The following is a 14035-nucleotide window of genomic DNA, read 5'->3' as shown; positions in this document are numbered from 1 at the left end:
GTCATGACGCCGTCGCGCCCATTATACCGGAACGGCTGCTCCGCCCGACCCTGATGATCCAGCGCTTCTCCGTAATTCCCATACGTATAGGAATCGGTCACCTGGCCTGTCTCATCGGTCAGTGCCATCGTGCTGCCACGACGGTCGTAGTGATAGCTCTGAACATTTCCCGCCGCATCCTCCCGGCTGATTAAGCCCAGTCCGTAGACGTACCAGGCTTTCCCTTGCCCCTGGCTGTCCTGTTCCATCAGCACCTGTGACAGTGCTGCGTGCGGGTTCACGACATACTTGGTCGTCAGCCCGTTCACCGTTACGGAGGTTCGTGCGTTCTCACTATTGTAGCCATAGCTTACCCCACCCGCTTCAGTCAGGCGGTTGCGGGCATCGTATGTGTACGTCTGCATACTGCCCTGCAGCGGTCCAAATGTCATATTGCCGTCAGCGTCATAGTTTACGGCACTGCCATTGTAGCTGTCCAGCCGGTTGTCCGCCTTGTACGTCATGGCAGCATCCGCTACGGTGAACAGCTCCGCAGCCGGTGACAGCCCCGGTCCATTGATATCAATCAGCGGTTCGGCACCATACACGCTGGAGGTTACGGTCTGTGTACCGTTAACTGTCTCTGTCACCACATTGCCTGCTGCATCATAGAGGTAGCCTGCTTCATACAGGATACTGCCATCAGCCCGCTTGTCGGACAGGCTTGTCAGTTGTCCATTGGCATCGTAGGTGCGGGATTCCACCGTTCCGTTCGGTCTTTGCGTGGACTCAAGCTGTCCATTGGTATCGTACCCGTAGGTTGTTGTCCGGTTATCCCAATCCGTAACAGTCTTCATCCGTCCGGCAGCATCATACGTATACGTGACCTTCTTGCCGTCCGGATATGTCAGAACGCTCAGATTGCCGTCTGCATCATACGTATACTGAATCAGGTTGCCATCCTCGTCCGTGTACTGCTCCACCCGGTCCAAAGCATCAAATGTCCGGGTCAATGTCTTGCCGCCTTCACTGACCGCGGTCACATTGCCATTGGCATCATACGAATACGATACACTTCCAGCCGGATCTGTGAACTGGTCCAGGCGGCTGGCGGCGTCATAGGTGTAGGCCGTCTGCTGATTGCGCCCGTTCGTCTCCTGGGCAAGCTGACCCAGCAGATTGTATTGATAGGTATGGCTTCCGCCGGAGGCGTCTGTTTCACCAGTCAGACGGCCGACAAGGTCATAGGTATATCCGGTGGTATTTCTGTTGGGATCGGTCACTCCGGTAATTCGACTCAGCGCATCGAAGCTGCGGCTGGCTTGTCCTTGCAGCGGATCTGTCACCGCAGTCAGCCGGCTCAGCTCGTCATACACATACCGGGTTGTCCGCTGCAGCGAGTCCGTACTCTCTGTAATCCGGTTCAACGCGTCATAGACATTCGTTAAAGTATGGTCAAGAGCATCGGTCAGTGTCACCAGATTGCCTGCGGAATCATAGCCCGCTGTATAAATCCTGATGTTCTCCGCATCATACGCTTCTGTCATCCGGTTCAGTTCATCATAGACATACCTTACTGATTCGCCTGCCGCATTAGTCTCGGTAAGCAGATTGCCTGTAGCATCATAGGTATAGTTGACGGCATGACTCAGGGAATCGGTCAGACTGTCCATCCGGCCTTCACCGTCGTAGACAATTGTCAGCGTCTCATCCAGCGCATTGGTAACTTCTGTAATATTGCCATTGCCATCATACACATAGCTTGTGATATTGCCAAGAGCATCACTTTCCGTGGCCAGGAAGCCTTGGTTATCATACGTATAGGAGCCCGTATGGCCAAGCGCATTGGTCTCAGTCACTAGCTGATCGTCCGCGTTATAGGCCATTTGCGTGACATTGCCTGCCCCGTCAGTCTGACTCACCAGCCTGCCGGCACTGTCGTATCCGAAGGCAATCGTCTCACCTTCCGCGTTCTGCATACCCGTTAACCGGTTGCCGGTATACGTATACTGAGTGGTGCCGCTAAGCGGATCGGCTGCCGTAAGGAGCAGCCCATTATCATCATACGTATAGGATGTCGTCCCGCTCTCGGGATCGGTCACGCTCAGGAGGCGGTTGCTGCCGTCATACGTGTTAACCACCGTGCTGCCGTCCGGTCCGGTTGCGGTCAGCAGATTGTTCTGTGCATCGTACGACATTTGAAGGGTATTCCCGGTATGATCCGCTGCACTAAGCAGATTGCTGCGGTCATCGTAGGTGAACGCAGCTGTCTGGTTCAGTGTATTCGTGACACTTGCCCGGTTACCGTTATCGTCGTAGGTGTACGTTGTGGCATGTCCAAGCTCATCTTCAACGCCCAGAAGCCGGTATTTCGCATCATGTGTCCGCTTCTGAACATGTCCATTGCGGTCAGTAACGGTAGTTACTAGCTGGCCCGCTGCTTCCGCATAGGCGAACTCGGTCGGGCTGCCGCCGGCTATAGCGTCCTGCTGCGCCACTATTCTGCCTACACTATCGAACTCATTCTCAAATAACCGGACACCTTCGCTTGTCGCAGATACAATTCGTCCCGCACTGTCATATGCGTATTGTGTGGTTCTTCCCATAGCATCGGTGAGTTCACTTACTCTTCCGTCCGTATCGTAGGCTATGGATATCTGTCTATCCGCCTGATCGGTGACGGTAGAGACATGGCCTGCGGCATTGTAGCCAAGTGTAAGGCCTGCTCCGGTAAGCGGATCAATGACTGAGACCAACTGCCCGGCTGGCGAGTATGCCAATTCTATCCGGACACCGGTCCGGTCAGCCAAGGAAGTCAACTGCCCAGTCTCCGCAAAGCGGTATACGGACCCGTCATTGCGCTGCAGAACATAGGTGCCATCCGTACCTTCAGTCAAGCTGTCAAGCATGGCTGCTTCGTCTGGTGAGGTGAACGCACCGCTTGTTCCACGAACGAATGTGTTATTACGGAAGTCGTTCCAGTACACCTTCACGGTATTACCGCTACTGTCAGCTTCAAGACGAATGGCGAAGTTATGGCTCCAGCCGCTGCCCAGCGCTCCTTCACCGGTTAACAGCGAGTGATACTGTGCCTGGAACGGAACAGGTACCGCTCCGTGTGCGGTGAGCAGCGTCCGGTTTATGATCTGCGCACCGGAACCCGTATCCACCGGATCGGAGACGAGGGATTGCGGGTCATAATCCGCAGGGTCCAGCTTGGCGATCTGCTCTGCGGCCCCGCTGCCTGATATCGGTCCCGTCCCGGTTCCATAATCCACCAGCTCGAAAGTTCCATACGGAGCAAAGACCTGATAATCTTCTGTATCCGTATTGCGGATCAGCGCCGCTGCTCCGGCAGGGACGGCGAGCGGGCTTTGTCCGGCTCCCTCAGTACCTTCGCCGATGCGATAACTGAATGCCCCCGCTACCTTCACAGACTGGCTGGAGGCAGTCAGGTTTAGAGCGGACAACACCATTCCTTGCCCCAATTCTCGCTGTTCCAGGGCCGGATGATCCAGAATCTGCGTCTCCACAGCATCATATGGTCCCCATAATGCAAGACCGTCAAGGGAGGGCTGCGTAACAATTACACGTCCTGATGGCGGCAATGCAAAACTGCTGGCTTCTGACTTCAGTGCGTAATCCAGTACCGCACCGCTTCCATTGTAGGACACCCAGTCCGTCCGGCCATCAGCCGATATACTCCAGGTGCCGCTGCTGACATTTTTAATCTGCACCGTATTATACTGTCCGGGCTTCACAACATTCAGGGCAGGGTTGCTCTGTTCCGTAACCCGGAAGGCTGTTTGACTGCCGTTCACTACCGTACCAGCGGTTTGCCGGCTGGTAAGAACTGCCCGGTATCCAGCCGGAATGGAAAGGGCGGCGTTCGTTGTCTCTCTGGCGAAGCTGTAGGGATTGCCGGAAGCATTATAGATAGCCAGGTCATATTTACCGCTAACAATGAGACCGGCGGCTGAGTTTGTGGTGTTAACAGCCTCCAGAGTCTCTCCAAATTCAAGTGCTCTCAGGAATTCAGAATCGCCATCTGTGATACGAACGGCGTCGGTCGGCACGGCCAGTGTTACCGCTCCTGCTTCAGTTCCGGTGATGACTATCCGCTTGGTAGAGCCCAGGGTCCGGCTCGCCAGGGAGCTGTCATTGCCGAAGCTGTCCATGTTCCCTGACAAATCATAAATCTGATAGTCGTAGACTCCGTCAATTTTGAGATTGAACGAATCCGGCGTAATGTTCCGCACCGAGAAGCTCTCTCCAGCCTGCAGTGTCCGTACCGTCACCGCACGCGCATTCCGCCCGGTCAGAGTATAGCCGTCATAGGAACCCGATACAGTGACTGTCTGTGCCTCGGAAGGAGAAACATCCATTCTGTCATCCCCTTGAAGCGACAAGGACACTGCGGTGTACCAGGTGTTATAGGAGCTTACCCCACCGTCGCCGCTGTACCTTGCATAATCGAAGAGGCCGTCGAAATAAAGGGACAGCTGCTTGGATGTGCTGGCACGAATCCCGATACTCTCGCCGGAAGTCAGGGTACGGGTGAAGGTAACCGGATTAACGCGTGGTTGAGTCCGGAACACATCGTATGCACCGTATACCTCAATGGCAGCTTCGTCGCTGTTCTGGACAGCGATCACCTTACCTGCCTCAATCTTCTGGGTCAGAACAGATGTATAATGATGCCCATACTGTTCAAGTGTCCCGGAGCCCTCGTAGAGTGCAAAATCATAAGCTCCAGTCAGTTTGACATCAGCATCCGTTATACCGGTGTAAACCGCTTCTATGCTTGACCCCGGCTGGAGATCAGCTATGAATAAAGCGGGATTACTGCGGCTCGTCACGGAATACACGTCATATGCACCTTCGACCAGAATAGAGGCCGCATCGCTGTTAGTGATTGCAATGCGGGAGCCGGCAGTGATTGATTTCGTTCCCGAGACATTGGCCCGGTCAATTGAAGCAACTTCTCCGGTACTGTCAAATTGAACAGAATCATGAAGCCCGGTCGGGTAAAGATAAAACAGCTTCGACGTATGATTCACGGCTTCCATGCTCTCACCGGGAGCCAGTGAGCGGTGGAAGGTAACCGGGTTGGCACGTGATGAAGCCTGAAATACATCATAGGCCCCAAAGACCACAATTCCGGTCTCATCACTGTTTTCAACAGCGATTTCTTGACCGGCCTCTACAGGCTCCTTGCGGCTAAGGCTCTGATTTCTTGCGTACGCACTCAAAGTGCCGTCAGCGTTCTTGAGAGAATAATCATAATCTCCCGTCATATGAACATCGCCTTCTGAAGCACCTGTATATACAGCCTCCATGCTCTGCCAAGGCGACAGCGCAAGTTCAAACAATGCCGGATTCGATCGCGCTTTAACCGTAAATACATCATAGGGACCTTTTACGGTGACCGAAGCACCTGCAGCCGTAAGTGAGAGCCGGCTGACGGCCGGTACGCTTTTGGAATGAAGGCCGTATTCACGGTCAGCGTCCACAGCATCTCCGGTTCCATCATACTGGGCATAATCGTAGAGACTGTCCGCATAGATGGAGAACAGCTTGCCTGACATATTAGTGATATCAAGACTTTGCCCGGATGACAGGGCCCGTTTGAATGTTACCGGATTCACCCGGTCTGCCACGGAGAACAATTCATAAGCGCCATAAACATCGATGGCCCCGGCATCACTGTTCTCGACAGCGACGCGCTCAGCCGCGCTAAGGCTTTTATAAGAAAGGGTGCGTTCTTGAGTGTAGACATTTGGGGCACCGGAGATAGTGTACTCCATCAAATCATGGGTTCCGGTCATCTCAATGTTCTTAGTCTGTGTGGAAGTATTGGTGAACTCCACACTTTGCGCCGGTGCCAGGGCTCGAAGGGCAAGGGCGGGCGTAGCGCTAATCTCAACCCTTGTCACATCAAAAGGTGTAATTACCTGGAGGGGCGTGCTTCCCGAGCCGGTAATCGTAATCCGTTCTCCGCTGAACAAGGATAGACTGCTAAGCACTCTTTTATGGTCAAAGGAACGCAAATCCCCATTCGCCATATAACTGGCCTGATCATGGCTTCCCTCCAGATCCAGACCGAAGGCAGCAGGACTGAGACTCGCAAGGCGCAGACTGCTTCCGTATGGAAGATATGTCTTGCTCAGAGCCGGATTCGTACGTCCGCTGTACACAAAAGCGTCATACGGTCCGGATACCGTTATATTCGTCAGTCCACTGTTGGTAAGCACCAGTGACTCCGTATCACTGATACTGTAGCTCTCCGCCTGCGTGGGACGGCCGAACTCGCTGACTTTATTGCCCGTATCATAGACCACATAGTGATTCTGGCCACTAGCAGCAATCGAGAAGCTGTACGCAGTAATATTGTCGGCGTCCACGCTCTTTCCCGGTGCCAGATTCTCTTGGAAAGTCACTGGAGAAACACGGTTTGAGAAGAGGAATGCGTCATATGGAGCATAAAGCTCTCCGGTAGTGGCACCCACATTGGTAAAAGCAATCCGCTGCGCATCAGGTATGCTGTGTCCTCCGAGTGTGCGGTTGGCAAAATAACTTTTAATGCCTCCCGGTTCATCGTACATCGCATAATCATAGGTTCCGGTGAACTCGATCTTGGCTAACCCTGCCGTCCGATTGGCGGCTTCCAGACTCTGGCCCGGCAGAACGCTCCGGGTATAGAGTGCCGGATAAGCGCTGGCTGTAAACTGAAACCCATCGTAAGGACCTCCGACCTCCACGATCCCTGTGCCGGACTTAGTTACAACAATATATCCCCCGGCTGCAATGGAATTCGTTCCCGTTACCGTTCCCTTACCGTAGTTGACAACTTCACCTGTGGTGTTATATTCGGCAAAATCATAAGAACCGTCAAAATCCAGCGTATACGCTTTGTCGCTTATGTTCCGAATCTTCAGACTTTCGCCATTTTGCAATGTGCCTGTGTATAAAGCGGGAAGTGCCCTTGAGGTCACATTGAATCCATCATAGGGTCCATTGACTTCCATTGCTTCATCGTCCTGATTGGTAATAATGAATTTCTCCAGAGGCGAAATTGTCCGCAAAGTCGAAGATGAATAGCCATAGGAATCAAGCTCCCCATCGTTACCGTAAAGCGCATATTGATAATATTTGTAGTCCAGATGCAGCGTGAAACTCTTGGCAGCATGACTGACCGCCTGCAAGGTTTCGCCTGGCTGCAACATCCAGTGGAACGCTGCGGGGGTTGCCCGGTCATATAGCTGGAAAATTTCGTAGGCGCCAAAAACCTCATAGCCTACGGTATCCCTATTCGTTACCGCTGAACGTTCTCCGTCAGGAATCGTCATGTTGCCGCCGGAGTCGCCAACTGCATAGGACAGCAATGCGCCAGCCGCATCATAATCCGCATAATCGTTTTCTCCGCCTACGCTGATGGATTCAGTGGCAGCACTCAGATTATAAGCGGTCAGGCTTTGCCCCGGGGCGAGCCATTTTTTGATTAACGCGGGTGTTGAGGTATAGCTCATATTCAAGGCACGGGTTTTGGTCTCCAGGGTTACAACACCCGATGAAGTATTAGTGACAATCACGCGCTGTCCCAATGTAGCTGTATAAGTATCGGAGGTCTCTTCCTGTCCTACATTTGCGACTTCTCCATTACTGTTATATTTCACATAATCAAAGGATGAGCCCTTCACATAAATCGTAGTAGATGCTGTATAAGCTGAGGTAACAAGGGCGGATTCGCCCGGGGATATTGGGTAGGAAGTCGTCTCTGCCGCCTGGGTTGACTGGGGCTTGATCATAAAAACAATGGAGAGTATAACGACGATAGCAACGGCACTCTGCAATAGACGCTTTCGGTTCATCTGCATGGCGCCTCCCATTATGGCAACCGATAAGGTTCAAGGGAAAGATCTGCGAAATTGGCGATTCCCGAACCTTCCGCTTCCAGAATCAGTATTTGGAGATGCACTCTGGCCTTAACCGCTGTATCCGGTATCTGCAGCAGTTTGCTAAATTCGCTCCAATCAGACGTTTCCAGAACATTGATAGCATTCTCATACCCGATTAAGTGGTTCCTTGCATCGTAATAGTTGACAATGACCTGGACCGCTGCATGCTGCAGCTGCTCTGCGGAAACCTCGCCCGAGATGGAATAGGTCTCGCTGGAGCTTATTGTGACATCCTTATATACATTTGCTCCGCCGGCTATGCCCGAGTTGGCTGTAATGACCTGTACCGGATAAGCCGGTGCAGGCGAATTTCCGTATACGTCTACAGTCACCGCTGGTGCGGGGGCAGCCCCATAGATGTTGTCTTGAACGGAGGCTTTTCCGTTATTCGCAGCAGCACTGCGTATCACACTATACTGTGCACTGACACCTCCGGTGAAATACGGTATCCAGCCATCCATTACTGAATCTCCCGCAAGCCCATCAGGTAAAGAACGAGCCACTTCCGGATTGGAAACATTTGGAACCGTAGTGACACTTAGCAAATTTCCGCCCGCATCGTATTGATACTGCGTAGTTGCTCCGTTATCCTCTCCAGCCGCTGTTAAGCGGTTCAAATCGTCATAATCATATTGGACTGCTGATGCAGATATAGTAACCAAGCTTGATAAAAAAATAACGGTCAGTGTTGTTAACAGGAACTTTATATACTTTGGTCTCATTGTTTCCACCCCTGTCGGTTTATTTCGAAATAGCGCGCGAATTTCAGCCTTTCCGTCCTTTGTATTTTCTACAGGTTTCAAATCCCCCCTTCCAGCCACTTTCCTTTATTCACCGAAATCTGATAAATTTTCCATACCCTCAAGTGTATTATCATTTAAAATAAAGAAATAAAATATAATAAATCCATAAGATGGGACTATCGATCTATAAAACTAGTTCATTCTGCAGGCTTTATTTGATTTGACATCTTGAATCTATCAGAAATTTCCGAGAATTTGTTTTCAGGTTAGATTGGAACACGCCTGACTTGAGACAAGCAACAGAAAATGTTTGTAATCAACTCAGTGAAGAATTTCCTGACTTTAAATTTAGTGCAACTTTTGGAGGTAATTAAGTATGACAGTTTGTGCATTCATCGTTAATGCCCAAGGTGACTTAGAAGAACGATTTTACATTCCAATTGCTACCGAAGATTTTTTCTATAAATATTGGATGCCCGGAATTGAAGCCTTGAAATTAGAAAGACTGCAATATATTACTCCAGGAATCGATGTACAGGAAATTGATTTACCTGACATCCTTAGCGAAATAAAACAATTGAAGACTTGGGTAGATCAAAATGTAAAAGATGAAGTTATTAAACAACATATCTACACAAGGGCCAAACTTCTTGAAAAGAAATTACCCATTGCATTTCAACGTAAAGACGCAGTTGTCTTTATTGGATAGCTAACTGCTATCGTGAAAAAAATATATGGCATTACATGAAAGCCACAGAAAAACAACCCGTCAGGCAAAAGCAAAAGCCCGGCGGGTTATTTTATGTATGCTCTGAATTCAAACCGCTCACGTACGAAATAGGAACCTGCTAACTTAATTGATTCCGTTGTGCATCCCTCCATTATTCCCCCATAACCCATAAGATAGCCGATAGGGTCGGGTCTTCCCGGTACCAGACAGATATCTTGGATTGTACCAGGGCTGCCGTCAGGAAATCTGCATCGCACTCCAGGACTTTAAATGTGTTACTCATAAATCTCTCCTGTTATAAATATAGAATTAATAGCAAATAAGTCATCTATATAAGTTGAACTAAAGATTAGAAAACTATGGTAAGGACAGGTAGGGGAATGTAATGGACCATACAGCATCCTTTCAAGAGATCCAAACCGCGATGAAACAAGCCAAAAAACGTCGGATGTACGAACGATACCAGACACTGTATTTGTATCTACAAGGAGCAGAAGTGGAGGAAATTGCCCATACCATCAACCGAAGTGCGAAAACTGTAAAAGGTTACATTGGGGCGTATGAAACCGGAGGGCTTTCAGGCCTTCAAATGAATCATTCTCCAGGAGCGCCTGTTCGACTCCCTGCCAATAAACGGACATGCACAGGGAATCCGGCGGTCCATCATATAGCTTAACAACTATGCCAGCTTCTCCTGAGAGCAGGGATAGGCTAACTTCATATTTTGCACCTATCCAGGTCGTGAACAGTACCCGCTTCTGTTCCGCATCTTTCTGAATAGCGGGGCTGCTTAGTATCAGACTAGGTTGCCGGCTTCGTAGTCAGACCCGTCATTAAGCTGCAATAAATGGTATAAGCAATCCTGCCTTTTTTTATTGCTCCAGCACCTTTTCTTTAACATAGACACTCACTCCCTTTTTTGATTAAAGTTAGACTGGATTTTCTAGTTCCCGTTCTAGTTCCCGGCTGATTTGTCTATTCCTCATAAACAAAAAAGCCCATAACCACGCGAGTTTTCGGCTTTTCTGGTGGGAACCAGAAACGGGAACTAGAAATCTATTTAACAGAGCTTATTCCTCTTCATTGAATAGAAAGCGTTGAATCTGATCCTCATCCCAAGCCAGCGTATATCCTCCTTTGGTGCTTGTCGGAGGGTATAAAAAATCTGGCTTCACCAATTGGCTCATCAGCTGCAGCACCTTTTCCTTGCGAATCCCAAGGGCTTGATGAATCGTGGAACGGGTGGATCTCGTCTCACAAATCATCCGCTGAACCCGAAGCAGTAATTCTTCATCACTCTCTTTGGTATCTGCCAGCCAAGGCTTCAACCCCGTCTCCGGATCATACTCTGCTGCTACCCTTCCTTCTTTACTTAGTTGTTCCACATAGGTAACTGCCGTCACATAATCAACGTTCAGCGCATGCTGCAGCAGCCTTCCGGATACACCGTTATGTTCACGCGCCAAGCGAATGACATGATCGTACACACTCTCGTTTATAGATGGTACCTCCTCTTCCTCCAGATCCGTCCACTCCGCTAATGAAGCCACACTTATCGGTGTCGGTCCGTCCGGTTCATCCTTACCATCGATTGGCTCATGGACTTCCTCATCGGCTATTTCTATAAGCAAAGAAGAAACTTCATTCCCCTCTGTTTCTCGATCTACTTTCCGTAGTCGCACTTCATTCCGCCAATAGCGCTTGATCTCCTCGATAAATTTAGTCGTTTCATCATCATCCGCGCTAATCGCCACCGATTGGAACCTCTTCTGTCCGCCACCGTTCAGCATGCAGATTCCAAAACGTATTCGGGTCATCCGTATGCAGTTTTCAAAGAGCACTAGCGGAAGAAAAATCTCCTTCCAATAACCGTGACATTTTCAAGGCAAAACCGACCCTCATTCAGAAAAGTTTCTCAAAAAAATTTCCAAGTTCCGAAGGCCCTGGCTGACGGACTTGCGGATATTTTTTTCCAAAACTCTCTCGGCCCGTGCAATTTCGGATTTACTAATGCCAAGTACGTAATGCGCATAAATTCGTTTGCCTTGTTTGTCCGGCAAAGCGCTGATAGCGGCATGCAACTGTTGGGCTGTTATTTTGCGTTCATACACTTCGGAAGGGGATAGGGAAACGAAACAAATATCATGCTCGAATCCATCGTTTCGGTCAAGAGGATACTGCGCCTTGTGAAGGTACATGCGCCGCCGATACGCTTCTTCCTGCCGTTCGGCTTCCAGCAGGACTGTTGCGACTTCATCAGGAATATCAAGGAAAATGTCGTGATTGCAAAATGGGTAGTAATCCCGCAGATTGATTGTTGCCATATAGTGTTCCTCCGTTCGATTTTTTGGGGGAGAAGAAATCGAATGGAGGCGGCGGGGAGCGACAGCGGGGAAGAGGTAACACTTCGGGCCAAGTTGGCCCGAAGTGAGCAGGCTTGTCCGAAAAAACATGTTAACAAAGCTCGAAAATAGTCAAAAAAGGGTATAAAAAAAACACCTTCTAGGGAAACCCCCGAAAGGTGTCGAACAAAAAATGGCCGCACTGGTGGGCCATAATTTTTGATTTTTTTTGAAATCATATAGATGAAAAACTTCTGCTATATCCAGTCGTCACAGTAAAGTGAGGAACCCTCACGGTCATTCAAAGGCAACTTAGGGTTCCCCCTATCTCAAAGCCGTCGCAGTTAATAAGGGAGAGGTTATCACGCCCACTTAATGTCTTGCTAAAGAATGGTAGTTTTGAATTTTTGATTTCAAAACCGATGTAAAACTGACGCGATAACAAACACTTAATACTTACTCTGTAATTATCAGAAATCATGTTGTACAGGTGGTTTCAAAAAAAGAGAGAGCCGATAATTGTGAAGTTCTCACAAATTATCGGCTCTGCGTCTAAGCGTCCAGCTCTTTAATAACTGATATATTTAGTTGTTGTACATTGATTAGGGTTTCCTGTTTGCATTTTGGACAGAACAACGGGAAGTTTTCAAGTATTGTATCCTCACGAACTTTCAACCGTGTTTTGTTCTGCAAATAGGGCATAATATCCAACTTATTTTTCCCATAACATCTTCCCTCATAATATTAAAAAATACTTACGTGGACGGGTTTATATATCCTTTGGCTAACTTTTGATGCTTCTCAGAGTAACCCGGAGCGTCAATATGGTGTTAGCCGAAGGAAGTTCTGGAAGCAGCCATTGCATTTAAGGCGTTCTCAAAATAGCTATATACTTCATCTGCAATTCCCAGAAACTCTTCAACAAGTACATTACTATCCAAGTAACAAGCATACAGATAATCAACTAAAGCGGAGTCAATCTCACAATAGTTTAATATGGCATTCTTCATCTTAAAAATGTCATCTTGCCATACACCTGTATCTTCTAAAACCAAAGAGTATAATGCACGAATTAATCTCTTAGAGTAACCTTTAATATATCTAGTTTTCATTGTGTTATCACTAGCATTAGAAAGTAAACTATGTATATGATCTACTTCCTCCTTGGTCTCTGTATTTAAGTCTAAAATGAACTCTGGAGAAATAATTATCGGTGGTACTTTTTCACCAACGTCATGACCATATATGCAAACACAAATTATCTTTACCCAAAAACCCCACTCATTTGGTTTACTTAATACATCGTCAATCGAGCAAATTATCGTATCAATCTTAGTTACTACTGGATATTCTTCCAAAAGCCTGTCTTTAATATTTGACAATCTTTCGTAATCAATATCTTTGGGATTTAGACAAACAATAGTAAAGTCTGCATCTGACTTAAAAGGTTTAGCAGTTCCTTTTGGAATCGAGCCACACATATAAATGCTATGAATCTTACCTTTAAATTCGGTAAGTATATTATCTATATACTTATCAACAAAATCCTTATATTCACTTTGTATTACAATTCTATTTATAACTTTTTCTAATATCATATAGACTCCTCCTAAACTAAGAACTTCTTTCGGCTAACGTCTTTTTGCGAACTTCGTAAATTCGTCATGACTTAAGTTATTCGCGAAATCATTCAACTACCCTGCCCGTTAGCTAACAAAAGCAGCCGATCACATTGATCCGCTGTTTTCTTTGTATTATCACACTTTACGAACCGCGAACCAAAGTTCAATGTAGTTTAACCCGTCTTTTGAGCCGTTCATTTCAAATTCTATCCCGCCTACCTGCTCATAACCGGCCGTCGGTAGCCATTCGCTGTAAAAGCGCTTGTATAGTGATTCGATCGTAACCCCGAACTGTTCCCACGGATGTGGTTCAGAAGGAAAGATTGCCCACGTATGTTCGGAAATAGTCACAGTGGTATACCCGTCAGTATTGCTAGATTCGTCTTTAAAGGCAAACAGCCTAGCCACTCCATTTCATTCCCCCTCTCGAATTCAAGTATAAATGAGACAGGAATTGGCTCCGCAACATTTTGTGCACTACTAAGTTACTTCGGACAATCCATGCATATCGGCTTTTTCTATAATACCATATATTGTAAAGATTCTAGTCTTTAGCTTAACAAAGCAGCTGACCACAATGATCGGCCGCCTTCTTGGTTTTATTGAGCTATCGTTTCCCGTTAGCACAATAAGAAATAACGCGAAGTTGACGAAAACTGTG

General features: G+C 48.2%; 9 protein-coding genes and 1 pseudogene. 2 read left to right on the top strand and 8 right to left on the bottom strand.

Annotated elements, in window-relative coordinates:
• On the bottom strand, positions 1 to 7850 hold a 7850-nt coding region (locus QW71_RS33275; RefSeq protein ID WP_039309619.1), incomplete at its 3' end, for a DUF6531 domain-containing protein.
• Positions 7851 to 7867: 17 nt separating this feature from the next.
• Positions 7868 to 8659 (bottom strand): RHS repeat domain-containing protein, encoded by a 792-nt coding sequence (locus QW71_RS33270; protein WP_083442830.1) that lies wholly within the window; start codon positions 8657 to 8659, stop codon positions 7868 to 7870.
• 397 nt (positions 8660 to 9056) lie between these two features.
• On the opposite strand from QW71_RS33270, the gene QW71_RS33265 reads away from it, so the two are divergent.
• On the top strand, positions 9057 to 9389 hold the full coding sequence (locus QW71_RS33265; protein WP_039309616.1) for a hypothetical protein: 333 nt from the start codon (positions 9057 to 9059) through the stop codon (positions 9387 to 9389).
• Between the two features lie 172 nt (positions 9390 to 9561).
• Here the strand turns inward: QW71_RS33265 and QW71_RS41905 are convergent, their stop codons facing one another.
• Entirely contained in the window at positions 9562 to 9693 is a 132-nt protein-coding gene (locus tag QW71_RS41905) for a hypothetical protein (protein ID WP_268794644.1), read from the bottom strand.
• Positions 9694 to 9795: 102 nt separating this feature from the next.
• Between QW71_RS41905 and QW71_RS33260 the strand changes: the two genes are divergently transcribed.
• The gene (locus QW71_RS33260; RefSeq protein WP_083442829.1) at positions 9796 to 10086 is read left to right on the top strand and encodes a helix-turn-helix domain-containing protein; all 291 of its coding nucleotides are present in this window, start codon (positions 9796 to 9798) and stop codon (positions 10084 to 10086) included.
• Between the two features lie 394 nt (positions 10087 to 10480).
• On the opposite strand, the gene QW71_RS33255 is transcribed toward QW71_RS33260, so the two are convergent.
• The 5 genes and pseudogenes from QW71_RS33255 to QW71_RS33240 form a co-directional block, all read right to left on the bottom strand.
• The gene (locus QW71_RS33255) at positions 10481 to 11164 is read right to left on the bottom strand and encodes a hypothetical protein (protein WP_039309614.1); all 684 of its coding nucleotides are present in this window, start codon (positions 11162 to 11164) and stop codon (positions 10481 to 10483) included.
• A gap of 144 nt (positions 11165 to 11308) precedes the next feature.
• Positions 11309 to 11734 (bottom strand): RNA polymerase sigma24 factor, encoded by a 426-nt coding sequence (locus tag QW71_RS33250; RefSeq protein WP_039309613.1) that lies wholly within the window; start codon positions 11732 to 11734, stop codon positions 11309 to 11311.
• Between the two features lie 570 nt (positions 11735 to 12304).
• Positions 12305 to 12477: pseudogene (locus QW71_RS39435) on the bottom strand (cysteine-rich KTR domain-containing protein).
• 105 nt (positions 12478 to 12582) lie between these two features.
• Positions 12583 to 13350: a nucleotidyltransferase domain-containing protein gene (locus tag QW71_RS33245; protein WP_039309612.1), complete on the bottom strand. Its 768-nt coding sequence runs from the start codon at positions 13348 to 13350 to the stop codon at positions 12583 to 12585.
• Positions 13351 to 13509: 159 nt separating this feature from the next.
• On the bottom strand, positions 13510 to 13782 hold the full coding sequence (locus tag QW71_RS33240; RefSeq protein WP_039309611.1) for a GyrI-like domain-containing protein: 273 nt from the start codon (positions 13780 to 13782) through the stop codon (positions 13510 to 13512).
• Positions 13783 to 14035: the final 253 nt, after the last annotated feature.

This window comes from Paenibacillus sp. IHB B 3415, assembly GCF_000802655.2.
Taxonomy (GTDB): Bacteria; Bacillota; Bacilli; order Paenibacillales; family Paenibacillaceae; genus Paenibacillus_AQ; species Paenibacillus_AQ phytohabitans.
Note: the sequence above shows the minus strand (reverse complement) of the source record. Positions and strands in the feature narration are given on the sequence as shown.

Coding starts and splice junctions, on each gene's coding strand:
- QW71_RS33265 (WP_039309616.1), top strand. CDS start 9,057: ATGACAGTTTGTGCATTCATCGTTAATGCCCAAGGTGACTTAGAAGAA.
- QW71_RS33260 (WP_083442829.1), top strand. CDS start 9,796: ATGGACCATACAGCATCCTTTCAAGAGATCCAAACCGCGATGAAACAA.
- QW71_RS33245 (WP_039309612.1), bottom strand. CDS start 13,350: ATGATATTAGAAAAAGTTATAAATAGAATTGTAATACAAAGTGAATAT.
- QW71_RS41905 (WP_268794644.1), bottom strand. CDS start 9,693: ATGAGTAACACATTTAAAGTCCTGGAGTGCGATGCAGATTTCCTGACG.
- QW71_RS33270 (WP_083442830.1), bottom strand. CDS start 8,659: ATGAGACCAAAGTATATAAAGTTCCTGTTAACAACACTGACCGTTATT.
- QW71_RS33250 (WP_039309613.1), bottom strand. CDS start 11,734: ATGGCAACAATCAATCTGCGGGATTACTACCCATTTTGCAATCACGAC.